Source organism: Streptomyces sp. NBC_00377 (genome assembly GCF_036075115.1).
Classification (GTDB): domain Bacteria; phylum Actinomycetota; class Actinomycetes; order Streptomycetales; family Streptomycetaceae; genus Streptomyces.
Genome location: NZ_CP107958.1, coordinates 8,658,370 through 8,683,275, shown reverse-complemented (window position 1 = coordinate 8,683,275; position 24,906 = coordinate 8,658,370). Strand labels below are relative to the sequence as shown.

The 24,906-nt window shown below is 73.4% G+C and carries 22 protein-coding genes; 10 read left to right on the top strand and 12 right to left on the bottom strand.

Features of this window, described 5'->3' with window-relative positions:
- Positions 1 to 10: 10 nt before the first annotated feature.
- Both OHS71_RS38580 and OHS71_RS38575 read right to left on the bottom strand, forming a co-directional pair.
- Positions 11 to 1,774 (bottom strand): thiamine pyrophosphate-dependent enzyme, encoded by a 1,764-nt coding sequence (locus tag OHS71_RS38580; protein WP_328483966.1) that lies wholly within the window; start codon positions 1,772 to 1,774, stop codon positions 11 to 13.
- Positions 1,775 to 1,788: 14 nt separating this feature from the next.
- Positions 1,789 to 3,372, bottom strand: a complete 1,584-nt coding sequence (locus OHS71_RS38575; protein WP_443047134.1) for an FMN-binding glutamate synthase family protein — start codon at positions 3,370 to 3,372, stop codon at positions 1,789 to 1,791.
- 204 nt (positions 3,373 to 3,576) lie between these two features.
- On the opposite strand from OHS71_RS38575, the gene OHS71_RS38570 reads away from it, so the two are divergent.
- Together OHS71_RS38570 and OHS71_RS38565 are read left to right on the top strand one after the other, a co-directional pair.
- Positions 3,577 to 4,071 (top strand): MarR family winged helix-turn-helix transcriptional regulator, encoded by a 495-nt coding sequence (locus OHS71_RS38570; RefSeq protein WP_328483965.1) that lies wholly within the window; start codon positions 3,577 to 3,579, stop codon positions 4,069 to 4,071.
- 97 nt (positions 4,072 to 4,168) lie between these two features.
- Positions 4,169 to 4,972 (top strand): maleylpyruvate isomerase family mycothiol-dependent enzyme, encoded by an 804-nt coding sequence (locus OHS71_RS38565; RefSeq protein WP_328483964.1) that lies wholly within the window; start codon positions 4,169 to 4,171, stop codon positions 4,970 to 4,972.
- A gap of 46 nt (positions 4,973 to 5,018) precedes the next feature.
- Here the strand turns inward: OHS71_RS38565 and OHS71_RS38560 are convergent, their stop codons facing one another.
- Positions 5,019 to 5,204, bottom strand: coding sequence for a DUF1737 domain-containing protein (locus OHS71_RS38560; RefSeq protein WP_328483963.1), 186 nt, complete (start codon positions 5,202 to 5,204; stop codon positions 5,019 to 5,021).
- Between the two features lie 344 nt (positions 5,205 to 5,548).
- Here OHS71_RS38560 and OHS71_RS38555 point away from each other — a divergent pair, with 344 nt between their 5' ends.
- Entirely contained in the window at positions 5,549 to 8,419 is a 2,871-nt protein-coding gene (locus OHS71_RS38555; RefSeq protein ID WP_328483962.1) for a helix-turn-helix transcriptional regulator, read from the top strand.
- A gap of 22 nt (positions 8,420 to 8,441) precedes the next feature.
- Here the strand turns inward: OHS71_RS38555 and OHS71_RS38550 are convergent, their stop codons facing one another.
- From OHS71_RS38550 to OHS71_RS38525, 6 genes are all read right to left on the bottom strand, one after another.
- Positions 8,442 to 9,665 carry a hypothetical protein gene (locus OHS71_RS38550; protein WP_328483961.1) on the bottom strand — a complete coding sequence of 408 codons (1,224 nt, stop codon included), beginning with the start codon at positions 9,663 to 9,665 and terminating at the stop codon, positions 8,442 to 8,444.
- Positions 9,662 to 9,892 (bottom strand): hypothetical protein, encoded by a 231-nt coding sequence (locus OHS71_RS38545; protein WP_328483960.1) that lies wholly within the window; start codon positions 9,890 to 9,892, stop codon positions 9,662 to 9,664. Before OHS71_RS38545 ends, OHS71_RS38550 begins: the two co-directional genes overlap by 4 nt.
- A gap of 210 nt (positions 9,893 to 10,102) precedes the next feature.
- The gene (locus tag OHS71_RS38540; RefSeq protein ID WP_328483959.1) at positions 10,103 to 10,588 is read right to left on the bottom strand and encodes a VOC family protein; all 486 of its coding nucleotides are present in this window, start codon (positions 10,586 to 10,588) and stop codon (positions 10,103 to 10,105) included.
- Positions 10,589 to 10,744: 156 nt separating this feature from the next.
- The gene (locus OHS71_RS38535; protein WP_328483958.1) at positions 10,745 to 12,247 is read right to left on the bottom strand and encodes an FAD-dependent oxidoreductase; all 1,503 of its coding nucleotides are present in this window, start codon (positions 12,245 to 12,247) and stop codon (positions 10,745 to 10,747) included.
- Between the two features lie 53 nt (positions 12,248 to 12,300).
- Entirely contained in the window at positions 12,301 to 13,032 is a 732-nt protein-coding gene (locus tag OHS71_RS38530) for a methyltransferase domain-containing protein (RefSeq protein WP_328483957.1), read from the bottom strand.
- A gap of 42 nt (positions 13,033 to 13,074) precedes the next feature.
- Positions 13,075 to 14,268 carry a lycopene cyclase family protein gene (locus OHS71_RS38525; protein WP_328483956.1) on the bottom strand — a complete coding sequence of 398 codons (1,194 nt, stop codon included), beginning with the start codon at positions 14,266 to 14,268 and terminating at the stop codon, positions 13,075 to 13,077.
- Positions 14,269 to 14,871: 603 nt separating this feature from the next.
- On the opposite strand from OHS71_RS38525, the gene OHS71_RS38520 reads away from it, so the two are divergent.
- From OHS71_RS38520 to OHS71_RS38500, 5 genes are all read left to right on the top strand, one after another.
- Complete coding sequence (locus OHS71_RS38520) at positions 14,872 to 16,245, top strand: polyprenyl synthetase family protein (protein ID WP_328483955.1); 1,374 nt, start codon at positions 14,872 to 14,874, stop codon at positions 16,243 to 16,245.
- On the top strand, positions 16,242 to 17,783 hold the full coding sequence (locus OHS71_RS38515; RefSeq protein ID WP_328483954.1) for a phytoene desaturase: 1,542 nt from the start codon (positions 16,242 to 16,244) through the stop codon (positions 17,781 to 17,783). The genes OHS71_RS38520 and OHS71_RS38515 overlap by 4 nt, the downstream gene beginning before the upstream one ends.
- Entirely contained in the window at positions 17,780 to 18,814 is a 1,035-nt protein-coding gene (locus OHS71_RS38510; RefSeq protein WP_328483953.1) for a phytoene/squalene synthase family protein, read from the top strand. Before OHS71_RS38515 ends, OHS71_RS38510 begins: the two co-directional genes overlap by 4 nt.
- On the top strand, positions 18,811 to 19,887 hold the full coding sequence (locus tag OHS71_RS38505; RefSeq protein WP_328483952.1) for a DUF5914 domain-containing protein: 1,077 nt from the start codon (positions 18,811 to 18,813) through the stop codon (positions 19,885 to 19,887). Before OHS71_RS38510 ends, OHS71_RS38505 begins: the two co-directional genes overlap by 4 nt.
- 207 nt (positions 19,888 to 20,094) lie before the next feature.
- The gene (locus tag OHS71_RS38500) at positions 20,095 to 20,568 is read left to right on the top strand and encodes an anti-sigma factor antagonist (RefSeq protein ID WP_328483951.1); all 474 of its coding nucleotides are present in this window, start codon (positions 20,095 to 20,097) and stop codon (positions 20,566 to 20,568) included.
- Between the two features lie 256 nt (positions 20,569 to 20,824).
- On the opposite strand, the gene OHS71_RS38495 is transcribed toward OHS71_RS38500, so the two are convergent.
- Positions 20,825 to 21,163 (bottom strand): cytochrome C oxidase subunit I, encoded by a 339-nt coding sequence (locus tag OHS71_RS38495; RefSeq protein ID WP_328483950.1) that lies wholly within the window; start codon positions 21,161 to 21,163, stop codon positions 20,825 to 20,827.
- Between the two features lie 28 nt (positions 21,164 to 21,191).
- The gene (gene ctaD, locus OHS71_RS38490; RefSeq protein WP_328483949.1) at positions 21,192 to 22,883 is read right to left on the bottom strand and encodes an aa3-type cytochrome oxidase subunit I; all 1,692 of its coding nucleotides are present in this window, start codon (positions 22,881 to 22,883) and stop codon (positions 21,192 to 21,194) included.
- Between the two features lie 281 nt (positions 22,884 to 23,164).
- Between ctaD and OHS71_RS38485 the strand changes: the two genes are divergently transcribed.
- Together OHS71_RS38485 and OHS71_RS38480 are read left to right on the top strand one after the other, a co-directional pair.
- The gene (locus OHS71_RS38485) at positions 23,165 to 23,326 is read left to right on the top strand and encodes a hypothetical protein (protein ID WP_328483948.1); all 162 of its coding nucleotides are present in this window, start codon (positions 23,165 to 23,167) and stop codon (positions 23,324 to 23,326) included.
- 141 nt (positions 23,327 to 23,467) lie between these two features.
- Positions 23,468 to 24,388 carry an SGNH/GDSL hydrolase family protein gene (locus tag OHS71_RS38480; protein ID WP_328483947.1) on the top strand — a complete coding sequence of 307 codons (921 nt, stop codon included), beginning with the start codon at positions 23,468 to 23,470 and terminating at the stop codon, positions 24,386 to 24,388.
- Positions 24,389 to 24,494: 106 nt separating this feature from the next.
- Here OHS71_RS38480 and OHS71_RS38475 read toward each other — a convergent pair whose 3' ends face one another.
- Positions 24,495 to 24,812: a hypothetical protein gene (locus OHS71_RS38475; protein ID WP_328483946.1), complete on the bottom strand. Its 318-nt coding sequence runs from the start codon at positions 24,810 to 24,812 to the stop codon at positions 24,495 to 24,497.
- Positions 24,813 to 24,906 lie beyond the last annotated feature (94 nt).

Below are 24,906 nucleotides of genomic sequence, written 5' to 3'. Positions count from 1 at the left end.
CGCCCGTCGCTCAGTCCTCGCTCCCGTCGCCGTGGCTGCGGACGACCTCCTTCACCTTGGCCAGCGCGAAACCCCAGCCCTGTTCGACGGTCGGCTTGGCCGGGACGGCGATCTCGTCCGGATTGGTGAGGACGTCGAGCAGGACCGGGCCGGGGGTCGCGAAGGCCCGGCGCACGGCGCCCTCCAGCTCGGCCGGGTCGGTGACCCGGATACCGGGGATGCCCATGGCCTCGGCGACAGCCGCGAAGTCGGGGTTGTCGAGGACGGTGCCGAACTCCGGGAGCCCCGCCTGCTCCTGCTCCAGCTTCACCATGCCCAGCCGGCGGTTGTCGAAGACGACGAGCTTGACGGGAAGGCGGTACGTCCTGAGGGTCATCAGGTCACCGAGGAGCATGCTGAGCCCGCCGTCCCCGCAGAAGGCCACGACCTGGCGCTCACGGTCCAGGCCCTGGGCGCCGAGGGCCTGAGGCATCGCGTTGGCCATGGAGCCGAGGTTGTAGGAACCGATCAGCCGCCGCTCACCGCGCATCTCGACGAACCGCGACAGCCACACCGTCGCCATACCCGTGTCGGAGGTGAAGACGGCGTCGTCGGCGGCGACTTCGTCCACGATGGCGGCCAGCGCCTCCGGGCGGATGTCGTGCGTGCGGTTGTCCAGAGCGGAGCGGACGCGGCCCACCAGGCCCTTGTCGTGCGACGGGTCGGCCAGCCGGGCCTGGCCCGTGCGCCACCGGTCGAAACGTTCACGCGCCTTCTCGAGGTGCGAGCGGTCCCGGGCGCCCTCGGTCCCGGGGGGCGCGGCGGCGAGCCGGACCAGGAGGTCGCGCACGGTGGCGCCGGTGTCGCCCACGAGCCCGACGTCGACCGGGACCCTGCGTCCGATGTGAGTGGCCTCGGTGTCGACCTGGATCACGGTCCGGCCCTCGGGATACCAGTCCCGGTAGGGGAAGTCGGTGCCGAGCAGCAGGAGGGTGTCCGCGTCCTGGAGTGCCGACGCGGCCGCCGGGTTGCCGATCAGTCCCGTCTGCCCGACCTGGAAGGGGTTGCCGTCGCCCTCGAAGCCCGCCTTCGCCTTCAGCGTGAGCACCATGGGTGCGGCCAGCCGGTCGGCCAGTGCGAGCACGTCCTCCCGCGCGGCGCGCGCGCCCTGGCCGACGAGCAGGGTGACCCGTTCGGCGCGGTCGAGGAGTTCCGCGGCGCGCCGCACACCGGACTCGTCCGGCCGGCTCACGGGCGCGTCCAGGGAGAAGCGGGTGGGCCGGTCGGCCGTCAGTTCCTGTTCGCCCAGGTCGCCCGGCACGGTGAGGACGGCGACTCCCTTGCGGCCGAGCGCGTGCCGCACCGCCGTCTCCAGCATCTGGGGCAGCTGGTCGGGAGAGGTGATGGTCGCGCGGAAGACGGCCACGTCGCTGAAGAGGGCGTCGTTGTCGACCTCCTGGAAGTAGTCGCTGCCGATCTCGGCGAGCGGTACCTGCCCGGCGATCGCCAGCACCGGCGTACGGCTCTTGGCCGCGTCGTACAACCCGTTGAGAAGGTGGACGGCACCGGGTCCGACGGTGCCCATGCAGACGCCGAGGGTGCCGCTGAGCTGCGACTGCGCGCTCGCGGCGAACGCCGCCGCCTCCTCGTGCCGACAGCCCACCCATTCCAGGCCCTCGGTGGTGCGGATGGCGTCGGTCACGGGGTTGAGGGCGTCGCCGACGACGCCGAAGACCTGGCGCACGCCGAGTTCGCTCAGCGCGTCCACGATGACACGGGCAACGGTACGGGCCACTTGATCGCTCCAGTTCAGACGGTGAATCGGTCGGGGTCGGCGGCCTTCCAGTCGGCCGCCCAGGAATGCGGAGGCTCGGCGAGAAGCTGTCCGGGCCGGAGCCACTCGTACAGGTCCGCGTAGGACCGTTCGGTGTACGGGTCGACACGCCGGCGGAGCATGTGCGGACGCAGCTCGGCCGGATCGGTGACGCCCATGGCCGCCATGATCTGCAACGCGCCGGCCACGGTCGCCTCCTGGAAGCGCTGGACGCGTGGCGTCTTGTCGCCGACGTCGAGGGCGCGGGCACGCCGGGGGTCCTGGGTCGTGACACCGGTGGGGCAGGTGTTGGTGTGGCAGCGCTGGGCCTGGATGCAGCCGACGGCGAACATCATGGCCCGGGCGGCGTTGCCGTAGTCGGCGCCCTGGACCATGCGTTTCACCAGATCGGTGCCGGTGGCGATCTTGCCGCTCGCACCGACCCTGATGCGGTCGCGCAGCCCCGTCCCGACCAGGGCGTTGTGCACGGTGAGCAGCCCTTCGGTGAGCGGGGTGCCCACGTGGTCGGCGAATTCCAGCGGTGCCGCGCCGGTCCCGCCCTCGGCTCCGTCCACGACAATGAAGTCGGGGGCGGTCCCCTCCTCCAGCATCGCCTTGCACACGGCGAGGAACTGCCTGCGCGAACCGACGCAGAGCTTGAACCCGGTCGGCTTGCCGTCGGCCAGCTCCCGCATGCGGGCGATGAAGCGGACGAGTTCGCGTGGAGTGGAGAAGACGCGGTGGTACGGCGGTGAGACGACCGTGCGTCCTTCGGGTACGTCCCGGACGCGGGCGATCTCCGCGTTGACCTTGGGGCCCGGAAGGACACCGCCGATCCCCGGCTTGGCGCCCTGCGAGAGTTTCAGGGACACGCACTTGACGTGGTCGTGTGCGGCCTTGTCCGCGAACTCGGCCGGATCGAAGTCACCGTCCTCGGTGCGGCAACCGAAGTAGCCGGTGCCGATCTCCCAGACGAGGTCACCGCCCGGGCGCAGGTGGTACTCGGAGAGCCCGCCCTCGCCGGTGTCCTGGGCGAAGCCTCCGGCGGCGGCGCCGCCGTTCAGCGCGAGGACCGCGTTGGCCGACAGCGAGCCGAAGCTCATGGCCGACACGTTCAGCATCGCCATGTCGTAGGGCCGGGTGCAGTCGGGGCCGCCGACGCGGATCCGTGGCGGTGTCCTCGGCACCTCGCACGGCGCCATCGACGGGACGAGGAACTCGTAGCCGGGTGCGTACACGTCACGTTCGGTGCCGTACGGCTCCTCGGCCGCGGTGCCCTTGGCGCGCTCGTAGACGATGCTGCGCACGTCCCGGTCGAAGGGGCGCCCGTCGTAGTTGCGCTCGATGAAGTACTGCTGGAGTTCCGGACGGATCCGCTCCATCAGGTAACGGGCGTGGCCCAGGACCGGGTAGTTGCGCAGCACGGAGTGCCGGCGTTGCAGCAGGTCCCAGGCCCCCAGCAGACCCAGGAGCAGGAGCGGGAGGGCCGCGCACAACCAGGAGAGCGAGATCCCCATCGCTGCGGCCAGGGCCGCCAGAGCGGCGACCAGGATTCCGAGGACGATTCCGACGCGTGTCACCTCTGGCGCATTGCCCGTCGGCCGCTTCCCATGCGCACGCGTTGCACCAAGAGATCGTCGAGGCCGCCCGCGCCCTGATCAGGCAGGCCGGCGGATGAGTGGGCGTTCCCTCCCCACGGAGTGAGCCGTCCGCCCACCACCCGACCGCCACGCCCGGCATGATCGGTACGGTGGTGGGGTCGGGCTACGAGAGGTTGCGGGGCTGTGAGCGAGCGAGCGGGGATAGCGACGGCGAAGGAAGCCGCGGACCACGAGTTGATCCTGGCCTTCGGGCGCTTGCAGGGAGCGGCCAACCGGCTGGAGTACATCCTCGGCCGGGCGCTGGAGGTGGAGTGCGGGATCAGCCACCTGATGTTCGAGGTTCTGCTGATCCTGGGACGCGCGGGCGACCCCGGCCTGTCGATGCGGGCCATCGCCCAGGAGCAGGTGCTGACCACGGGAGGCGCCACCCGTCTGGTGGACCGCATGGAGGCGGCCGGGCTGGTGGCGCGGGCCGAGTCCCCCGACGACCGGCGCGGGAGGCTCGTGACGCTCACCGCGCTGGGAGAGGAGACGGCCGTGCGGGCTTCGCGCGTGCACGTCGAGAACATCGAGCGCTACTTCGTCGGACCGCTGCCCGCAGCGGATCGTGAGCGGTTCGCCGAGGATCTCCGCATCCTCAGTCACGCGGCCAGGGACACGCTGCCGCGCCTGCCCTGACCGCGGTGCGCGCCGGCCCGGATCGCGACCCGCTCCGGCCCGTCACGAAAGGACGCGGCCCCGGACACGGAGGCGGGGCCTGGCCTAGGGTGTCCGGGTGGATGCCGTGACCTATGACGCGTACTGCGCCGAAATCACCTCGCGGGCCGACGAGTTGCGCGCGGCCGTCCGCTCCGCCGGGCGAGGCCCGGCGGCCACCCCCGTTCCCACCTGCCCCGGGTGGTCCCTCACCGAACTGGCCCGGCACGTCGGCGGCACCCACCGCTGGGCGGCGCGGATCGTCCGCACCCGGGCCACCGCACCGGTCCCCCACGACCTGGTCGACGATGTCTTCTCGCCCGGTCCGCAGACCCCCGCCGCCCTGGACGCCTGGCTCGCCGAGGGCGTCGCGGAGCTGACCGGTGCGCTGCGGGAGGCCGGGCCCGACGCTCCGGTGTGGACGGTCGCCCCGAACGGCACCGCACGCTTCTGGGCCCGCCGGATGACCCACGAGACGACCCTGCACGCCGCCGACGCAGCCCTCGTCTCGGACGCCCCCTTCGCCGTGAGCGAGGATCTGGCCCGGGACGCCCTGGACGAATGGATGGGCTTCGGTGCGCTGCCCCGGGTCCTGGAGGCGGCCGGGCCCGACGCCCTGCCGCTGACCGGTCCCGGCCGCACGCTGCATCTGCACGCCGGTGACGCCCACCGCGCCGAATGGCTGGTGGACCTCACGGGGGAGCCGATCACCTGGAGCCACGCACACGCAAAGGCCGCGGTGGCGGTGCGCGCCCCGCTCACCGACCTCGTTCTGCTCCTGTACGGCCGCCGCACCCCGGCGGACGCGACCGTCGAGGTGTACGGGGACGAGCGGCTGCTTGCGCTGTGGCTGGAGCGGTCCGGGTTCTGGCTCCGCAAATGAACAAGGCGGCGGTCGAGTCCGGTCGCCGCCGCGGCGGTCGCGGTCGCTAGGGCAGTGCCGGCCAGACCAGGGCCTGGGCAATGATGACGGTCTCACCGTCGAACGTGACGGCGGGGCCTTCGTGCAGTGCGTAGCCGAGTGCGATCGCTTCGCTCACACGTCGGCAGAACGCGGCATCGTCCGGGCCGGTCAGGACGCGGTAGACAGGCAATCCGTCCGGTGGTGTGCTCATGAGGAGAAGGATCGCAGACTCACCCGCCGGCCGGTCCGGCGAGCGGCGTCCCCGGACTCGATCACTCCCGGGACCGCTCCCGGGACCGTAAGAGTCGGGGAAGAGAAGTTCCCGTGTCGAAGTGACCTCCCCGGCGGCCGCACGACGCGTCGGTCCCCGGGCGAGCACCGCAATCCTGCACTGTGTGCCTCTCGAAACGCCGTAGGGCATGTCGTCGTCCGGACCTCCGGTGATCACCGGGTTCGCGCGTCTCGCACGGCCGGTTGTCGGCGCCCGACCGTAGGGTGACGGAGGAACAGTGATCGTTCACGGGGTGGGCGGGACATCGGTGAGGGGCGGGGGACGTGGAACAACTGGTGGGGAGATCCGCGGAGCTGGCCCGGTTCGACGCCGTCCTCGCGGGCCTGGGAGGGACCGGGGCCGTGTCGGTCGTCGACCTCTCCGGGGAACCCGGCATCGGAAAGAGCCGCCTGCTCGTCGAGGCGTGCGCGCGGGCCCGGCGGGCCGGCTTCACCGTGCTGCGGGGCAGGGCCACCGAGTACGAACAGCACGTGCCGTTCCAGGTGTTCACCGACGCGCTCGCCGACGCGCCGTTCGAGACGGCCGCCTCCGTCTCCCTTCGTGCCGAGCCCGGCCCGACGCCGCACGGATCCGGGGACGCGCCCGCCGGCGGTGTCACGGCCCGCTTCGGCCCGCGGCACGCGCTCACGGCGCTCCTGACCCGGCTGGGCGACCCCGGCGTCGTGCTGGCCCTGGACGACCTGCACTGGGCGGACCCCGCCTCCCGCGAACTCGTGGACCACCTGATCCGCCATCCTCCGCGCGGCCGCGTGCTGCTGGTCGTGGCGCGCCGCGCCCGCCAGACGCCGACCTCGCTCACCGCGGCGCTCACGCGCGGCATCGACGAGGGCGCCGTCCTCCATCTGCCGCTGGGGCCGCTCCCCGAGCAGGAGTCCGTCCGGGCCCTGGCCGCCGACCTGCCCGCGGCCAGGGCAGGGCAGCTGTACGCGGCCGGCGAGGGCAACCCCCTTTACCTGCGCGCCCTGCTGCACGCGTACCGCAGCGGCGCACCGCTGAGCCACACCGGCACGCCTGCGGGCGGCTTCCGCCCGGCCGACGTCCCGAGCGGTCTTGCCGCGCTGCTGCTCGACGAGCTGACCGCGCTCGACGAGCCGCAGCTCCGTCTCGTCGAAGCGGTGGCCGTAATCGGCGACCAGGCGACGACCGGGATGCTGACCCTGCTGACGGACCTCGCGGCCCCCGCGGTCGCGCAGCACACCGACGCCCTCGCGGCACGCGACGTCCTGCGCCCGGGGCCGGGCGACTGCTGGGCACTGCGCCATCCAGTGGTCCGTGCCCTGGTGTACGAGAACATCTCGCCCGTGCGGCGTGCCGGTCTGCACCGGGACGCAGCGCGGGAACTGGGCCGCATGGGTGCCCCCGCGGCCGAGCGCGCCCACCACGTCGAGCGCTCGCTCACCGGCTGGGATCCCGGCGCCGCCGCCGTGCTCGGCGAGGCCGCCGAAGAGTTCGCGTCCACCGCGCCGGCCACCGCCGCCCACCTGCTGGACGCCGTCCTCAGACACCTGCCCCGGACACCCGAACACACCCGGCGGCGCGGCGAACTGGCCCTGGCGCGGGCCCGCGCCCTGGGCCTCAGCGGTGCGCTCGCCGAGAGCCGCGACCTGCTCCACCGGCTGATCGAGGCGTCGGGCGACCGTCACGCCGACCTGCGTGCCGAGGCCATCGCGCAGTGCGCCGTGATGGAACGCCACCTCGGTCACTCACCGGAGGCCACGGCCCTGCTGCGCCGGGAACTGTCGCGTACGCCGGGCCCGCCCCCCGGGCAGGACGTCTCCCTCAGGCTCGCCCTCGGCATGTCCGCCCTGCTGACCGCGTCCTACCCGCAGGCCCGCGCGGAGGTCGCCCGGGCCGTCACCGTCGCCCGGGCCGACGGGAACGCCCCCGGAGAGGCGGCCGCCCTGGCCCTGGCCGCCCTCGGCGAGGCGTACGAGGGCCACACGGAGACCGCCGCGGGGTTCGCCGACGCCGCCCGCGCCCTCACCGACGCGCTCACCGACCCCGACCTCACCGAGCTGTGCGAGCCGCTGGTCTGGCTGGCCTGGGCGGAAGCACTGCTGGAGCGCTACACCGATGCGGAACGGCACATCGCCCGCGGTCTGGACATCGCCCGGCGCAGCGGACAACTCCACGTCCTGCCCCATCTGCTGACCAACCGGGCCTTCGTCTGTCTCCACACCTGCCGTCTGCCCGCCGCGCTGGAGGCGGCCGAAGAGGCCGAGGCCATAGCCCGCGCCGCCGGCAGCAGCGAGCTGCTCGCGTTCACCCTCGCCATCAAGACGCTGGCGCTCCTCCTGGGCCGCCCGCTGGGCGACGGCAGCGCGCTGGCCACCGGCGAGGAGGCCGTCGCCGCGGCGGGCGGCAGCCACGGCTGGTGGGCCGCCCTGGCCTGGTGCATGCTCGGCCACGCGGCCTTCGTGAGCGGGGACCCGCACCGCGCCCGGGAGGCCATCGTGACCGCCGGCGGGGGCTCCGAACTTCCGCTGCTTCAGCCGTCGATCCGGCCGGGCCAGCTGGACACGCTGGTGGGCACCGCCCTCGCCGCGGGCGACCCCGCCCAGGCCGGCCGGTGGGCCGTCCAGGCGGCTCGCGAGGCGAAACGGCTGGGCCTCGGCGGCCAGCGCGCGGCCGCGCTGCGCGCCGAAGCAGCCCTCGCCGAGCACCACGGCGACGTCGTCAAGGCCGTACGCCTCCTCGACGCGGCGACGCGGGAGTACGCCCGCGGCGGCCAGACCCTGTGGGAGGCGTACTGCCTGCTGCGTGCCGCGCCCCTCGTCGCACGTGCCGGGCACGGGACGCGGGCTGCCGCGATGTGGCGGCGGGCCCACCGCGTCGCGGACGACGGCGGGGCCCGGCTGCTGGTGGACCTGGCCGCACTGATCCGCCCTCAGGTCGTCGCGGACACCGCCGTGCTGCCGCCGGAGCTGGCCGATCTGACACGACGTGAGCTCGAGATCGCCGGGCTCGTGGCCGAGGGCCTCGGCAACCAGGCCATCGCCGCCCGGCTGCACCTCAGCACGCGCACGGTCGAGACGCATCTGTCGTCCGTCTACCGCAAGGCGTCCGTGCCGTCCCGCTCGGCCCTGGCCGTCCTGATCACGCGCCAGGGCGTGAGGGCCGGCGGTACGGCCTGACCCGCGCGGGTGCCGGTCCGCGTCACCGTGGCACGGCCTCGGCCACACTGATCCGGTACACCCTGCGCCTGCGGGGACTACAGTGGACGTCGACGACGTCCCCCACCCGGAACCGGTCCGCGAGCGCGGGGTTCGTCTCGTCGGAGAACAGCGACCGGCGCCACTCGTTCACCTGGAACGACCATGCCCGCTGTGCCGCCGGGTCCTCGAGGGAACAGCAGTAGTGCGTGACACGGGTCGGCGGATCGTCGTAGCTGGTGCTGTAGTCCCAGCGGGCGATGACGGCACCGCGGAAGGTCGACTCGTCGGGGACCGCCAGGACCCGGCGGCGGGCGGGCAGCCAGAGAGCCGCGGCGATCGCGCCGACCAGGGCGGGGCTCGCGTCGAGTGCCGCGCCGTGGGGGAGGTGCACGGTCAGGGCCAGCGTGAGCGTGGCGGCGCAGGCGCCGACGGCCAGGAGCACGAGTTGCCACAGATGGCCCCAGCGCGGTTGTTCCAGCGGCGCGGTGTCGACGACGTGCCACGACCTGCCGTACGAGGACCAGATCCGGCGCGCCTCCCGCACGGGCAGCGCCGACTCGGGGCCCTCGGCCCCCACCTGGCTCCGGGGAAGCCGGTGTTCGGCAGCAGCGTCGTTGTCCCGCCACCACCGTGCGGCCTGGCGGCCCGCGGTCGTCAGCCTGGGACGGGTCCTGATCGGGAACCGGTGGCTCAGCGCCGGACTGATGAGGACCGCGTTGAAGGACATCGTGATGATCACCGCGAAGACGTGCCGGTTCCAGAGCAGGCCGGCCGACAGCAGCCCGAACCAGGCCGCGACGGCCGCGCTCCTGATCAGCAGGACCCGGGACCGCTTGCGCGCGGGCCGGATCAGGCCCAGGGACATGGCCTCGTCGCTGACGCTCTGCTGGAAGCCGCGCCACCACACCCAGTACGCGTCGCCGTCCCCCGGTCCGAGGGCGTCCGTCGGTACGCGGTCGACTCCGGGTGCGCGGCGGTGGACGACGCGTTGGATCAGCAGTTCCTCGAAGGGCCGCAGCGGCCGCAGGCCGTCCGCCCCGGGCAGGGGCCGTACGGTCAGCGTGCCGTCGGCCTTCCGTTCGGATCTCAGCCGGCCCGCACGGACCAGGTCGAGGGCGGTCGTCCCGATGGCCTTCGGCGTCACCTCACCGTCCCCGAGAAGCACGTTCACCACGGCCGCGGGCAGTTCCGCGGGGGTGGGCCCGGGCCGTCCGAGATCCGTCACGACCCGCTTCCCAGGCGCCCCTGCCGGGTGAGGACGAAGCCGGTGACCTCGATGGCGTTGAAGACCCCCAGCGGCACCGCGACCAGGCACCACCACGCGGAGACGGAGCCGACCGCTGCCACGATCAGCAGCACCGCGCAGCCCGCCGCGGAGGAGGCGGCCACGAACAGCTCCACCCATCCTTTGGCCCGCAGGCCGTACAGCAGGGTCTGGGTCGTGGACCTCATACGCGCTCCGTTCGTCCGTGTGGCACCGTTCGTCCGTGTGGCAGCGGCGCCTCCCACCGGACCAGGACCGGGCGGTCGCGGTCCGGGCGCCCGGATCGTAGAACACCCGCCGAGATCACCGCATCGGGGAAAACACGTAACGGAACACTGAACAGGCGGCCTGACACCGTTCTCGGGCGGGGTTCGGTCCGGGGTGCGTGCGGACCGCCGTCATCCGGCGGTGGCCAGGCGGCGCCCGAGCTCCTCCGCCGAGACGTCCTCGACGTGGGTGAGGAAGACCCAGAGGTGGCCCGACGGGTCCCTGAGGACGACGGTGCGGTCGCCGTGGAACATGTCCTTCGGCGGCTGGAGGATCTCGGCGCCGGCGGCCTCCGCCCGCTCCGCCAGGCTGTCGACGTCCGGCACGAAGACGTGCAGGGCGACGGAGGTGCCTCCGCCGAGCCTGGCCGGCGCGGCGAAGGAGGCGGCGCCGGTGCCGTCCGCGCCGGCGTCGCCCAGCATCAGGACCGAGCGTCCGACCGTGATCTCGGCGTGCAGAACCCCGCCGCCCGGAGCGTCGACCCTGACGTCCTCGTGGGCGCCGAACGCCCGCCGGTAGAAGTCGATCGCCGCGCCGGCGTCGTCGACCATGATGTGCGGGATCACGGCGTGGTGGTAGCGGTCGGGGATCTCGATACCGGCAGTGCGTTCGGTCACGGCGAACCTCCTGGAGAAGCACCGCGGGTGATTCCCGCGGCTCCGGAAGGAACCTAGGAGCTCAAGTTTGCTTGAGGTCAAGGCGGTCGGTGGCATCGGGCGCGGGCCCGCCCGAAGGGTGCTCGGCGCTCTCTCCCGGCCCTGGGATCCGTGTCGTCAGGGACTCCCCCACCGCGCCAGTGCGCGCAGGGCGGGGCTGTAGCCCCGGTCGGGTACGGTCCACAGGGTCTGGCCCCGGACCCCCCAGCGTTCGAGCAGGGCGTTGGCGGCCAGGAAGCCGCTCGTCGCCGCGCGTTCCATCAGCGCCACGGGCAGCCCCGTACGGACCAGGTCACCGGCGACCACCAGGTGCGGGTCGGCGGTGCGGACGGTCGGGCGGTCGGCATAACCGCCGACCGGGAACAGCGGGCAGTCGGACCGCCACTCGTGCCGCTCGTCGACGACCGCCGCCGCGCGTGTCTCGGGGTAGACGGCGTGCAACTGCTCGGCCAGGCGCTTCTGTTCGACCTCGCGGGACGCGTCCTCGGGCAGGGCGTAGGCGTGCAGTTCGACCACGGAGCCGCCGGTGCGGGCGGACCAGCGGGCGGCCTCGCCCTCCCAGCGCTCCAGCACACTGACGTTGTCGAGGGTCCCGTAGCCGCTGGTGCCCAGGAAGCCGGGGCGGTCGCGGGCGACGGGGCGGTCCAGCCAGAGCCGCGAGACCAGGAACGGCGGCGCCTCGCGCAGCCGGGCCACCCGCTCACGCCAGGGGGCGTCGCCCAGCTCCGGGGACCCGCCGACCACGGATCGCAGGCCGGCCGTGTCCATGGCCAGCACGGTCGCGTCGTACCGCCGCTCCCCGTCCCGGGTGGCGACCACATGGCCGCCGTCCGCGGTGGGTGCGATGGTCTCGACGGTCGTGGAGGTGCGCACATCGACGCCGTGGCCCCGCAGATAGCCGGTGAGGGGGTCCCAGAGCGCGGCGGGGAAGGGCTCGTCGGGCACGTCGAAGAGGAGTCCCTCGGCGGATCCGAGGAAGTAGATGTGGAACATCAGCACCATCTCGGCCGCCGACAGCTCCCGCGGGTCGCAGAAGAAGCTGCGGGAGAACACCTCGAAGGCGAGGTGATGTGCCGCCTGCGGGAAGCGGACCGACTCCAGGAAGTCGTGGGCGCTGACCGCGTCGAGGCGCTCGTACACCTCGGGTACCCGGACGTCGAGCAGGGGCAGGGCGGCGACCGGGTTCATCCGGACCAGGTCCCGCAGGCCGAAGGTCGGGCTCAGCGCCACGAATCCGAGGGCGCTCCAGGGCGGAGTGCGCGGGACCCGGCGGAAGCTGTCGTGCAGTCCCGCACTGTGCCGCAGCGGGTAGTCGGCGAGGCCCCTGAGGCGTTCGAGGCCGGGATCGGTCCGCCGCAGCAACCCGCGCAGGTTGTAGTACTGGCGGAAGAATGCGTGGAAGCCGCGGCTCATCGTCACCGTGGTGCCGTCGCGCAGCCGCGTCGGCCAGCCGGCCAGGCGCCCGCCGAGAGCCGGTCCGCGCTCGTGGAGCGTGACGCGCACCCCGCGTTCCGCCAGAGCGGTCGCGGCCGCCAGTCCGGCGATGCCGCCGCCCACGACGGCGGTCGTCGGCGGGCGGTCGCCGCCGACCCGCGGCGCCCCCGGCCGGGGGGCCAGCATCCGGGCGCGCCGGTCCCGGCCCCGCCGCGCCGCACCGGGCCGCTCGGGGGCCCTCACCGGTCACCGGCCGCGTCGAGGACCTCGCGCCTGGCGACGAAGGTGTGGGTGATGCCCGCCTGCCAGCCGGGCAGGGGCAGCACCTTGACCCGGTCGAACCCGGCCGAGCGGACCCGGGCGGCGAACTCGCCGGCGGTGTCGAACCCGACGACGCTGCGCCACAGGTGGCGGTACAGCCCGCCGTCCCCGAGGGCGGTGGCCACGGGCAGCACGATGCCGCCGCAGACCGCCGTCCACACCGCGCGGTGGACGGGCCGTCCGCTGAGGGTGTACTCGTGCACCGCCAGCCGCCCGTGCGGCCCGAGGAGGTCGCGCACGGTCGCGAGCACGCCGTCCGGGTCGGCCGCGTTACGGAAGAGGTAGGCCGCGAACACGGCGTCGAACGGGCCGGCGACGCCGGCCTGCGCCAGCTGTTCCGCCGGGGCGTGCACGAAGGTCACGTTGTCCGTCCAGGGCTTCGCGGCCGCTCGCTCCAGCATTCCGGCGGAGGCGTCCACCGCCGTGATCTCGGCGTCGGGGAGAACGGCGGCGAGGGCGGCGGTCGAGGCGCCGGTGCCGCAGCCGAGGTCGAGGACGCGCATGCCGCGCCCGCCGTCCGGCAGGCCGAGGCGGCGCGCGGAACGGCGCAGCTGGGCGTGGTAGCCCGGGTTGGCGGCCACCAGCGTGTCGTAGCTGCGGGCGGCGTGGTCGAACGCGGCGGCCAGGTCCGCGTCGCGCAGCAGGGTCATCCGGTTCTCCTCAGGAGGGCACGGACCGCGTCCGCGGGGCGGTCACGGTCCGGGGAAGGGGCGGCGGGGCAGACAGGGGAGCTCCGCGGCGGAGCGGAGCATCGGCAGTACGGGGGTGCGGATCCCGACGGAGAGGTCCTCGTGGAGACGGGTGCGGCCGTCGAGGAAGCGCAGCAGCCGCTCCATCGGCACCCGGGTGAAGAGGTGCGCGAAGAAGTCGGCGCCGGCGACCCGACCGCTGTCGAGGGCGCGCAGCATCACCGCGTCCATGGCGCGGGAGCGGGCCGAGTGGGCGGGTGGCGGCAGCGGGCGGCGCCCTGCCGCCAGGGCACGGGCGACGGCTCGTGTCTGGCGCTGTACGGCGGCGAAGGTGTAGCCGGTGGACGGGCGGGTCGCGCCTCCCGCCGCACCGATGCGGAAGACCGACTGGGCCGACTGCCGGGCGAACGGGGCGTCGGTCATCGGGATCACCCCGGTCTCGGTCGACACGACCTCGAACCCGGTGAGGCCGAGGACGTCCTCGGTGTACCGGCGCAGCGCGGCCTCGTAACCCTGCGGGGACAGGACCTGGGGGGAGAACTCGGTGTACTCGACGAGGGCCTGCCGGTCGCCGGTGGGCAGGACGTAGCCGAAGGACAGGCCCCTCGGCGGCTGCGGCGTGCGGAAGTCCATGAGTTCGACCGTGCCGACGTCGAAGACCGGCCGGTCGGAGCGGACGAACCAGCCGTGGAAGTGCTGGAGCAGCGTGGTGCGGGCCGCCGGGAGGCTGCCGAGCGGGCGCGAGTCGAACACCCAGCGGGCGCGGACGGTCTGTGCACGTCCGTCGGCGGTGCGGGTGAGGACCTGGGCCCCGCCGGGGACGCCCTCGACCGTCTCGGCGGTCGCCTCGAGCCGCCGGACCTGGCCGCTCTGCGCGAGATCGTGCGCGATCAGGCCCTCGAAGTCGTCCGAGCGGATCATCTTGTACCGCAGCGGCGCGATGCAGTCCTCGACGGCCCGTCCGTCCGGGGTGTGGACCCGCAGCCGCTGCCAGGTCGCGGTCACGGCCGCGTCGTAGCGTCCCCGGCCGCGCTCCCAGAAGCACCAGGTCCGGCTGGGCGGCCGCAGGGGGCCGGGCGGGGCCTCCACCAGGAGCACCGACAGCCGACGCGTCCCGGGCGCGCGGTGCGACAGCCGGTGGGCCAGGGACAGTCCCGCGGCTCCCGCGCCCACGATGGCCACGTCCGCGTCGAGCATGAGCGTTCCCTCCTTCCGCGCAGCCCCGTGCGCGTTGTCGGAAGCATTCACGCTCGGGTGCCCTTGCGGATGCAGGCCACGCTGGGCAGTGACCGAGCGCCGCACTTGTGCTGCACGGCCCGCCGCGCGGTCGTCCCCGTCCGGCCGGCTGCTTGCGGCCGGGGCGGGCCCGAAGTACGGGGCCGGGCGGGCCCGGGGCCATGAGACGGGCGGGGCCCGGGTCCACGGGCGGGCGGCACCCCGTCGGGTGCCCGGCCTGCCGGCCAGCCGTGGAGACGATCGCGTCAGCTACGGAGACGATCCGAACCGCACACGGAAGCGATCCCGAGCGCACACAGAAGCAGGCCGGACCGGATACGGAGACGAACCGATCCGCACGCGAAAGCGATCCGCGGTGGACACCGAAGTGATCCGGACGCGGGCCGGCGCAACTCGGCAGGTGAGCGGGGCCGCTGCCGTGGCACTCGTCCACCGCGTCGGGTGTGAGCCCCGCCCGGAGACGGGCCGCAGCCGGACTTTCCCCCGCATGGCGCATCCGAGTCCGCCGTCGACGCGGAATGCGTGTACACAAGGCGAGCTTTCGAGCTGACGAGAGGAACCGGGATGCGCCCCAGCGAGGCGAAGGACCACCATGCGGCCGGACCGCCGCCCGGCCCGCACCACGGGCCCGGGCAGACCTCCGGCCCCGGTGCGCACCCGCACCTCACGGGGCCCGCCGGCGCACCCGGCAGCCGGCCGGAAGACGCTGCCTTCGCCCCGTTCCTTCCGGATGTGAGCGACCTGCGGGCCCTCGACGACGACGTCCCCGCAGCCGTCGGACACGTGCTCGACCGCATTCTGGCCGAACGCGCCGCCCGGGCCGGCGCCCTCGATCCGGTGTTCGCCCACGACCTCGCCGACCGGGTCGCCCGTTTCACCCTGGACGGCGGCAAGCGCACCCGGTCGCAGTTCGTGTGGTGGGCCCTGCGTGCCTGCGGCGGGAAGGGCCCGGCCGCGGCGGCCGCCCTGCGCGTCGGCGCCGCGCTCGAACTCATCCAGACCTGCGCGCTGGTCCACGACGACGTGATGGACGGCTCCCGGCTGCGCCGCGGCCGGCCCTCCCTGCACGCGGACGTCGAAGCCCAGTACGCCGACGCGGCCCGCTCCTCTCATCAGGGCACGCGTTTCGGCGAGGCGGCGGCGATCCTCGCCGGGGACCTGGCCCTGGTGTGGGCGGACGACGTGCTCGCCGAGACCGAGTCGGCGCCGGACACCGCACGCCGGGTGCGCGGCCTGTGGAGCGCCATGCGGACGGAGATGGTCGCCGGGCAGTACCTGGACCTCCAGGGCCAGACCACCTCGTCGCGCTCCTCGGTCCGGGCGATCCGGGCCGCCTGTCTCAAGAGCGCCCTGTACTCCGTGGAACGGCCGCTGGCCCTCGGTGCCGCGCTGGCGGGCGCGGACGCCGCCACGACCACGGCACTGTGTTCGGCCGGCCGGTGCATCGGCATCGCGTTCCAGCTCCGCGACGACCTCGACGACGTCTTCGGCAGCGCGAGCCGGACCGGCAAGCCCTCGGGCTGCGACATCCGCTCGGGCAAGCCCACCTACCTCGTCGCCGTGGCGCAGGCCCGGGCCGAGTCGTCCGGCGACCACCAGGCCCTCGCGGTGCTGCGGCACTCGCTCGGCCGGGCCGAACTGTCCGAGGCCGGTCTCGCCGAGGTGCGGAGCGTCCTCGTGGCCACCGGCGCGCGGGAGACGGTCGAGGCCAGGATCGAACGGCTGGCCGCCCAGGGGATGCACCACCTGGACACCGCGGTGCTGGAGACGGACGGCCGTGAGCGCTTGCGTGCACTGCTGCACTCGGCCGCCGGGGCGCCACCCGAGGGGCGGCTCTCCCGCGGCTCGCCCCGCATCGAGGACGGCCTGTCCGACGCCGGGAACGGCTCGCCCGGGTCACTGCTGCTCACCGCCGGCGCCGAGGGGGCCACCCGATGACCAGGACGATCCCGGGGCGCACGGACCATGTCGTGGTCGTCGGCGCCGGGCTGTCCGGACTGTCCGCCGCGCTGCACCTGCTCGGCGCCGGACGCCGGGTCACCGTCGTCGAACGCGATCCGCTGCCCGGCGGCCGCGCCGGACGCCTGGTGCGCGGCGGCTACCGCTTCGACACCGGTCCCACCGTGCTGACCATGCCCGACCTCGCCGACGAGGCGTTCGCCGCGGTCGGGGACAGCCTGTACGAGCGCGTCGACCTGATCCCCCTCCACCCGGCGTACCGGGCCCGCTTCGCCGACGGCAGCAGCATCGACGTGCACACCGGCGCCGAAGCCATGGAGGCGGAGGTGCGGCGGTTCGCCGGCGCCGGGGAGGCCGCGGGATACCGGCGGCTGCGCGACTGGCTCGAGCGGCTGTACCGGGCCCAGATGCGCCACTTCATCGACGCCAACTTCGACTCCCCCTGGCAGCTGCTGACGCCCGACCTGGCCCGGCTCGCGGCACTGCGCGGCTTCGGCCGGCTGGACACGGGCATCGGGCGCCACCTCAAGGACGAGCGCCTGCGCCGCGTGTTCTCCTTCCAGGCCCTGTACGCGGGCGTGCCGCCGGCCCGGGCGCTGGCCGCCTACGCCGTCATCGCCTACATGGACACCGTCGCCGGTGTGTACTTCCCGCGCGGCGGCATGCACGCCGTGCCGCAGGCCATGGCGGACGCCGCCGCCGACGCGGGCGCCGAGCTGCGCTTCGGGCAGGACGTCACCCGGCTGGAGCGCTCCGGCGACCGCGTCACCGCCGTCGTGACCACCGAGGACCGCATCCCGTGCGACGCGGTCGTCCTCACGCCGGACCTGCCCGTCGCGTACCGCCTCCTCGGCCGTGCCCCGCGCAGGCCCCTGCGAATCAGACACTCGCCGTCGGCCGTCGTCCTGCACGCCGGCACCGACCGGACCTGGCCGGAGCTCGCCCACCACACCCTGTCGTTCGGCGCGGCCTGGCGGGGCACGTTCGACGAGCTGACCCGCACCGGCGAGCTGATGAGCGATCCGTCCCTGCTCATCACCCGCCCGACGGCAACGGATCCCGGCCTGGCCCCGCCCGGTCACCACCTGCACTACATCCTCGCCCCCTGCCCCAACTCCGACATCGGGCCGGACGCCGCCGAGTGGAGCGACCTCGCGCCGCGCTACCGCGACAGCGTGCTGAAGGAACTGGAACAACGCGGTCTGGACGGCATCGGCTCGGCGATCGAGGAGCAGTGCCTGGTGACACCGGCCGACTGGCAGGCCCGGGGGCACGCGGCCGGCACGCCCTTCTCGGCGGCCCACACCTTCGCCCAGACCGGCCCGTTCCGCCCGCGCAACCTGGTCCGGGGCACCGAGAACGCGGTGCTCGCCGGCTGCGGCACCACACCGGGTGTGGGCGTACCGACCGTTCTGCTGTCGGGCAAGCTCGCCGCGGCCCGGGTCACCGGACGCACGATCCGCACGCCCCGCCCAGCGCTCAGGACGCGGGCCACCCCGGAAGGAACGCCCTCATGACCGACCGCGAGCTCGACGCGGCGGGCATCACGGACCCGGCGCTGCGTGACGCCTACACGCGCTGCCGACGGCTCAACGCCCGCCACGGCAAGACGTACTTCCTCGCCACCCGGCTGCTGCCGGTCGAGCGCCGGCCCGCCGTGCATGCCCTGTACGGCTTCGCGCGCTGGGCGGACGACATCGTCGACTCCCTGGACACCACCCTCACGACGGACGGACGCTCCGCGGACCTCGCCCGCCTCCGGACGGGACTGGAACGCGGACTGCGGGGCGAGGACAGCACCGACCCGGTGGTTCTCGCGGTCGCCGACACGGCGCGGCGGTACGGCATCGACCACCGTCACTTCAGCGACTTCATGGCCTCCATGCGCAGCGACCTCGACGTCACCGGCTATCCGACCTACGCCGATCTGCGGGAGTACATGCACGGCTCGGCCGCCGTCATCGGCCTTCAGATGCTGCCGGTCCTCGGCACGGTGGTCCCGCGCGGGGAGGCCGCGCCGCGGGCGGCGGCCCTGGGCGTCGCCTTCCAGCTGACCAACTTCCTGCGGGACGTGGGCGAGGACCTCGACCGCGGCCGCGTCTACCTGCCCGCCGACCTGCTGGGGGCCCACGGCGTCGACCGCGAGCTGCTGTACTGGAGCAGGAGCACCGGCCGCCACGACCGGCGCATCACCGAGGCGCTGAGGGCGGTCGAGGACCTCACCCGCGGTGTCTACCGGGAGGCGGCGCCAGGACTGCGGATGCTCGACCCCGTGTCACGGCCGGCCATCCGGACGGCCTTCGTGCTGTACGGGGGCATCCTGAAGGCGGTGGCCGACGACGGGTACTCGGTGGTGCACCGGCGTGCCGTGGTTCCCCGCCGGCGCCGCGCGGCGGTGGCCGCGGACGGTCTGGTGCGGGTGGTGGCGGCACGGACGCGGTCGCGTGCCGCCGTGCGGCGGGCCGTGCTCCGGGGCCCGCAGCGGCTGCCGCTGCCGACCGGGGCGTCCGGGCCCTCGCCCGAGCAGCTGCACGAGGAGGTCGCGTGAGTTCCGAGCATCCCGGCCGTCGTCCCGGCCGCTCCGTCGGCTCCGGTCCCCGGGGGCGTTTCCCCTTGTCACTGCGCAGACGCCCGGTGCGCTGGGAACGCCAGCGTCCGACCTGGCGGGAGGCCCGGCCCGCCGTGATCGCCCGGGCGTTGAAGCGGGCGCAGGCACGTCCGTCGGGCAACTGGTATGTCATGGGCGCCACCCGTGACATCCGTGCCGATCGTCCCCTCGCGCGGACCGTCGCCGGGCGGGAGGTCGTCGTCTGGCGCGACGCCGGGGGCCGGCTCGTCGCCGGGCCCGGAGTCTGCCCGCACCTGGGCGCGCCGCTGCGGGACAGCCCCGTGCACTGCGGCACGCTCGTGTGCCACTGGCACGGACTCTCACTGAAGGGCACGCCGTTCGCGGGCTGGGAGCCGCTGCCCGCGCACGACGACGGTGTGCTGGTGTGGGTACGGCTGGACGACGTGGGCGGGGAGGCGCCGCTGGACGCGCCGGTGGTGCCGGTCCGGCCCTCGCTGCCGGGCGCGCTGTCCGCCGTCTACCAGGGCGAGGGAACCTGCGAACCGGAGGACGTCGTCGCCAACCGGCTGGATCCATGGCACGGCGCCTGGTTCCACCCGTACTCCTTCGTCGACCTGACCGTCGTCGACGCGCCGGGGACGGGCCGCGCGGACGCGGATGCGAACAAGGACGGGGACGGGGACGGGGAGGAGGGTTTCGCGGTCGACGTCTCCTTCAAGCTGGCCGGGCGGCTCGTCGTGCCGGTCCGGGCCGTGTTCACCGCGCCGGACCCCCGCACGGTCGTCATGCGCATCACGGAGGGCGAGGGACAGGGCTCCGTGGTCGAGACGCATGCCACCCCGCTCGGTCCGGACGACCGGGGCAGGCCGCGGACGGCCGTCGTCGAGGCGATCGTGGCGGCCTCCGACCGCCGTGGGTTCGCCGCGGCCCGCACGCTGGCCCCCGCGCTGCGACCACTCATGCGGGCCGCCGCCGCACGGCTGTGGCGTGACGACCTGGCATACGCCGAGCGGCGCTGGCAGTTGCGCTCCACAGGCCGCTTCCCCGGCTGACGCCGCTCCCCCGGCGTCGGACAGCGGGCCGCGGTCGATCCGACCGCGGCCCGTGGCCGGCGCCCCCGGCCCTACCGGCGGCGGTCGCGCCGGTCGTCCCCCGTGCCGTCCGCACGGGTGTGACCGGCGCGGAAGGGGGCAGGCGTAGGGCTGGTCAGGACGCGGCCACACCGCAGTCCTGTTTCTGCTGGGGAGTGGGCCTTGCATGTGAAGAGTTACCGTCTCGACCGGACGCACCGGGTCATCGAACTGCACGGGATCGTCGACCCCGACGACGCGTCGGCCGCCGAGCAACAGGTGCGCACCCTGCTGCGGCGTTGCGACACACCTGCCGCCATCGTGGACGTGGACTCCGCGCTCCTGTCGCCCTCCCTGATGGACCTGCTGATACGGCTGCGCGGGTTCGCGGAGCGGTACCGCGTCTTCCTGTGCGTCACGGTGCGCCACGAACAGGTCGCCGAGTCCCTGCGCGCAGCGGGTCTCGAGCGCATCCTGCGTGTCACGCGCACGCTGTCGCAGGCCAGGGCGAGGACACGGGTGGGCTGTGCGGCGGTGTCGCCCCGGCCTCCGGCGTCGACGGTGCGGACCCGGCTCAGGGTGCGTCTCTACCGCTTCGTCTGCCCGGACACCAGGCGGAGCACGGCCGCGGCGCAGCCGTCGCACACGTACGACGTGCGGTGAGGCCCGGACGCGGCGGACCGTGCCTCGAAGGCCTGGTCGGCGACCTGCGCGGGATCGTCCTGGTCCATCGGGCCCCTCGTGGTCGAGCCGGGTACGGCGTCGTCCCAGGCGGCGGTCACGTTCTCCACCAGGCCGGCGATGCTGTCGATGCGCAGGGCGATGCTGTCGATGTGCAGCAGGGGCAGGAAGAACTACCGTCGCGTGAAGCCGGGGGCGGCCGTCGCCGGGGTGGCGACGGCCTCGCGGGACGGCGTCCTCAGCGGGTCAGGGACACGGCCGTCGCGAAGGTGAGGGCGGCGCAGAGGGCCAGCGCCCCGGCCATGCAGCGCAACCGCAGCTTTCGGTAGCGCAGCTCGTACTCCCCTCGTAGCGACACACAGCGCGCGGCGATCCGTTCGAGGTCCTGGCGGGCGCGCTGGAGGCTGTCGGTGACGTAGTGGCGTTCGATCTCCACACGCTGGGACGTGGTCAGCCAGTCCATGGGCCGGACGAACTCACGCGCGCGTTCCTCCGCGACCGCGATCGTGGCCTGCCACAGGAGATATCCCTCCGCCTCGTTTCCGAGTCGGGCGCCTACGGCGTCCTGTCTCGACATCTCGCCCATGCCTGTCCCCGGCTGGTCATCAGCGGAGCCCATGAGCCTCGGCCTCGGCCATGGCGATATCGGGGTGGTGCAGGTCGAACGCCGGGGATTCGCTGCGGATCCGCGGCAGGGTGAGGAAGTTGTGGCGCGGCGGCGGGCAGGAGGTGGCCCACTCCAGGGAGCGGCCGTAGCCCCACGGGTCGTCGACGCCCACGTGCTTGCCGTACCTGGCGGTCCTCCACACGTTGTAGAGGAACGGCAGCATCGACAGGCCGAGGACGAACGAGCTGATCGTGGAGATCGTGTTCAGGGCGGTGAAGCCGTCGGCCGCCAGGTAGTCGGCGTACCGGCGCGGCATGCCCTCGGCGCCCAGCCAGTGCTGGACCAGGAAGGTGCCGTGGAAGCCGACGAACAGCGTCCAGAAGGTGACTTTCCCGAGGCGTTCGTCGAGCATCTTGCCGGTGAACTTGGGCCACCAGAAGTGGAAGCCGGCGAACATCGCGAAGACGACGGTGCCGAAGACGACGTAGTGGAAGTGCGCCACCACGAAGTACGAGTCGGACACGTGGAAGTCCATCGGCGGGGAGGCCAGGATGACACCGGTCAGACCACCGAAGAGGAACGTGACGAGGAAGCCCGTCGCCCACAGCATCGGTGTCTCGAAGGAGACCGAGCCCTTCCACATGGTGCCGATCCAGTTGAAGAACTTCACGCCCGTCGGGACGGCGATGAGGAACGTCATGAAGGAGAAGAACGGCAGCAGCACGCCACCCGTGACGTACATGTGGTGCGCCCACACCGTCACGGACAGACCGGCGATCGAGATCGTCGCGGCGACCAGGCCCATGTATCCGAAGATCGGCTTGCGGGAGAAGACGGGGATGATCTCGGTGACGATCCCGAAGAACGGCAGGGCGATGATGTACACCTCCGGATGGCCGAAGAACCAGAAGAGGTGTTGCCACAGCAACGCGCCGCCGTTGGCCGGGTTGAAGATCTGGGCTCCGAACTTGCGGTCCGCCTCCAGGGCGAACAGCGCGGCCGCCAGGACCGGGAAGGCGAACAGGACCAGGACAGCGGTCAGCAGGACGTTCCAGGTGAAGATCGGCATACGGAACATCGTCATGCCGGGCGCGCGCAGGCAGATGATCGTGGTGATGAAGTTGACCGCGCCGAGGATGGTGCCGAAGCCGGAGAAGGCCAGGCCCATGATCCACATGTCGGAGCCGAGGCCCGGGCTGCGGATCGCGTCGGACAACGGCGTGTAGGCGAACCAGCCGAAGTCGGCCGCGCCCTGCGGAGTGAGGAAGCCGCCGACGGCGATCGAGGAGCCGAAGAGATAGAGCCAGTACGCGAACATGTTCAGCCGCGGGAAGGCCACGTCCGGAGCACCGATCTGGAGGGGCATGATCCAGTTGGTGAAGCCGGCGAACAGGGGGGTGGCGAACATCAGGAGCATCACGGTGCCGTGCATCGTGAACGCCTGGTTGTACTGCTCGGGCGAGATCATCTGTAGGCCCGGGCGGGCCAGTTCGGCGCGCATCAGCAACGCCATCACGCCACCGATCACGAAGAACACGAAGGACGTGCTCAGGTAGAGGGTGCCGATCGTCTTGTGGTCGGTGGTCGTCATCCACTTCACCACGACATTGCCGGGCTGCCTGCCTCGTACCGGGACTTCGCTGTCGTAAGGGGCGGTGGCCGACTGCTCCGGGCCGTTGAGGATGGTCACAGGTGTGTTTCTCCTGGTACTCGCGGTTCACTCCCGCCATGGCGTGAGTCACGGCCATCCTCGCGGCTCGACGTGGGGAGGGAAGCCCGGAGCGGTCGGCATACCGCCGATCGGGGGCTCACCACCCCCGAGTGGAGTAATCGCCCGACCTGCGGGGCCGGGTGACCCTGCGTCGGCCGACGCCTCGGGCTCCGGCTGGGGCCCGCGGCGGGAACTGGCGGTCCGGCGGATGCGGCGGGCGCGGACGGACGGCTGCGCCCCGACGCCGACCCGAGGTACTGGTGGACCAGCTGTGGGGCGCCTGCTACCACCGCCTGCGGATGCCGGACCTCCTCGTGCCCGAGGAGTTCGCGGCGAGTCTGGTCGTCAACCTGCTGCACGGCATCGGCACCTGCCACCGGGTCAGGCGACGTCCGGCGCGGCCACCGGGCCGGACAGCTTGAGGAGCCCGCCCCGGCAACCCGTTCGCTCCCGGCTCTGGCCCCGGTGACCTACCGGGCGGTATACAAGCCGAGTCGAACAGGATGCCGACCGTACGGTACGGCGCCGACGGCGAGGCGTGGGCTTCAAGGGGGAGGAACGCGATGCAGCGCGACGTACGCACGGAAGCACGGTCCGGTCGGGGCCGAAAGAGCGTCACCTTGCTGGCGGCGTTGGGGAGCTGCGCCCTGATCGCCGCCTCCGCGGTTCCCGCGGCGGCGCACGGGGGCGGCGGCGGCAAAGGCGGCACCCGGTACGTGGCGCTCGGCGACTCCTACACCTCCGGTCCCCTCATTCCCCGGCAGGTGGACGCCTACTGCGCCCGCTCCGACAGCAATTACCCCTCCATCGTGGCCGGACGGCTGCGGTCGGCCACGTTCAAGGACGTCAGCTGTGCCGGGGCGACGACCGAGCACATGTGGAAACCACAGGGAACCAACGGCCCCCAGCTCGACGCGGTGGACCGCAACAGCGACCTCGTGACCGTCCAGATCGGCGGCAACGACATCGGCTTCGGCTCCATCATCGGCACCTGCGCCCAGCTGGCCCCGCAGGACCCGACCGGCAACCCGTGCCAGCGTCACTACAACACCACGGGCGTCGATCAGCTCACCGTCGCGATCGCCCGGACCGCACCCAAGGTGGACCAGGTGCTCCGGTCCGTGCACGCCCGGGCGCCGCACGCCCGGATCCTCGTCGTCGGCTACCCGGACCTGCTGCCCGACGACGGCAGCGGCTGTGCGCCCGCGGTTCCGTTCGCCACCCGGGACTTCCCCTACCTCCGGGACACCGGCAGACACCTCAACCTGATGCTCCGTCTGGTGGCTCGCTGGAACCACGCGGAGTACGTGGACACCTACGGTCCGACCATCGGCCACGACATGTGCAAGTCCCCGGCGGACCGGTGGATCGAGCCGCTGCGGCCCACGTCTCCGGCGGCTCCCGCCCACCCCAACGCCAAGGGCGAGGCGGCGATGGCGGGGGCGGTCTGGCAGCGCCTGACCCACGGGCGGGGCGGCCACTGACCGAGGGGCGGCCGGCAGGCGGCAGGCGCACCCGGGTGGTCCGGGGTCTCGCCGGTTCCCTCGCACACCTGCCGCCGCCCGCAGCCCCGAGCCCTGTGCGGCCGGCTCACATGTCGGAGTCGATGCCGGTGATCACCGCCGGCCCGAGGGGCGCGCTGGTGTCGTCGAGACCCGCGGCGTTCAGTGCGGAGTCCGCGAGCCTGCGCGCGTCCTCCTCGGCGTGCGGGACGCTGTCCGACTCGACGGCGAGCCGGATGGTGAACGTGTCGTCCTCGTTCACGGTCAGGGGGTCGAGATCCTCCGCGTCGCCCAGCCGCGTGCGGTGCGGATCCACCGGGCGCAGGGCCTGGTTCAGCCGCGCTCGGGTCTCTTGCCCGACCTCGGCGGTGAAGGTGCCGGGCACGGTGATCACGTACGTCGTCATGGTCTTCCTTTCCTCGGACTCCTCCCCCGCCTACCCCGCAGCGGGCCGGTCGATCTCCGCTTCCCGGCCTGCGTGAGCACCCGGCCCGCGCGAC

Coding starts and splice junctions, on each gene's coding strand:
- OHS71_RS38560 (WP_328483963.1), bottom strand. CDS start 5,204: ATGAGCACACCACCGGACGGATTGCCTGTCTACCGCGTCCTGACCGGC.
- OHS71_RS38510 (WP_328483953.1), top strand. CDS start 17,780: ATGACCGACCGCGAGCTCGACGCGGCGGGCATCACGGACCCGGCGCTG.
- OHS71_RS38520 (WP_328483955.1), top strand. CDS start 14,872: ATGCGCCCCAGCGAGGCGAAGGACCACCATGCGGCCGGACCGCCGCCC.
- OHS71_RS38535 (WP_328483958.1), bottom strand. CDS start 12,247: ATGCTGGCCCCCCGGCCGGGGGCGCCGCGGGTCGGCGGCGACCGCCCG.
- OHS71_RS38545 (WP_328483960.1), bottom strand. CDS start 9,892: ATGAGGTCCACGACCCAGACCCTGCTGTACGGCCTGCGGGCCAAAGGA.
- OHS71_RS38475 (WP_328483946.1), bottom strand. CDS start 24,812: ATGACGACGTACGTGATCACCGTGCCCGGCACCTTCACCGCCGAGGTC.
- OHS71_RS38515 (WP_328483954.1), top strand. CDS start 16,242: ATGACCAGGACGATCCCGGGGCGCACGGACCATGTCGTGGTCGTCGGC.
- OHS71_RS38495 (WP_328483950.1), bottom strand. CDS start 21,163: ATGTCGAGACAGGACGCCGTAGGCGCCCGACTCGGAAACGAGGCGGAG.
- OHS71_RS38480 (WP_328483947.1), top strand. CDS start 23,468: ATGCAGCGCGACGTACGCACGGAAGCACGGTCCGGTCGGGGCCGAAAG.
- OHS71_RS38525 (WP_328483956.1), bottom strand. CDS start 14,268: ATGCTCGACGCGGACGTGGCCATCGTGGGCGCGGGAGCCGCGGGACTG.
- OHS71_RS38530 (WP_328483957.1), bottom strand. CDS start 13,032: ATGACCCTGCTGCGCGACGCGGACCTGGCCGCCGCGTTCGACCACGCC.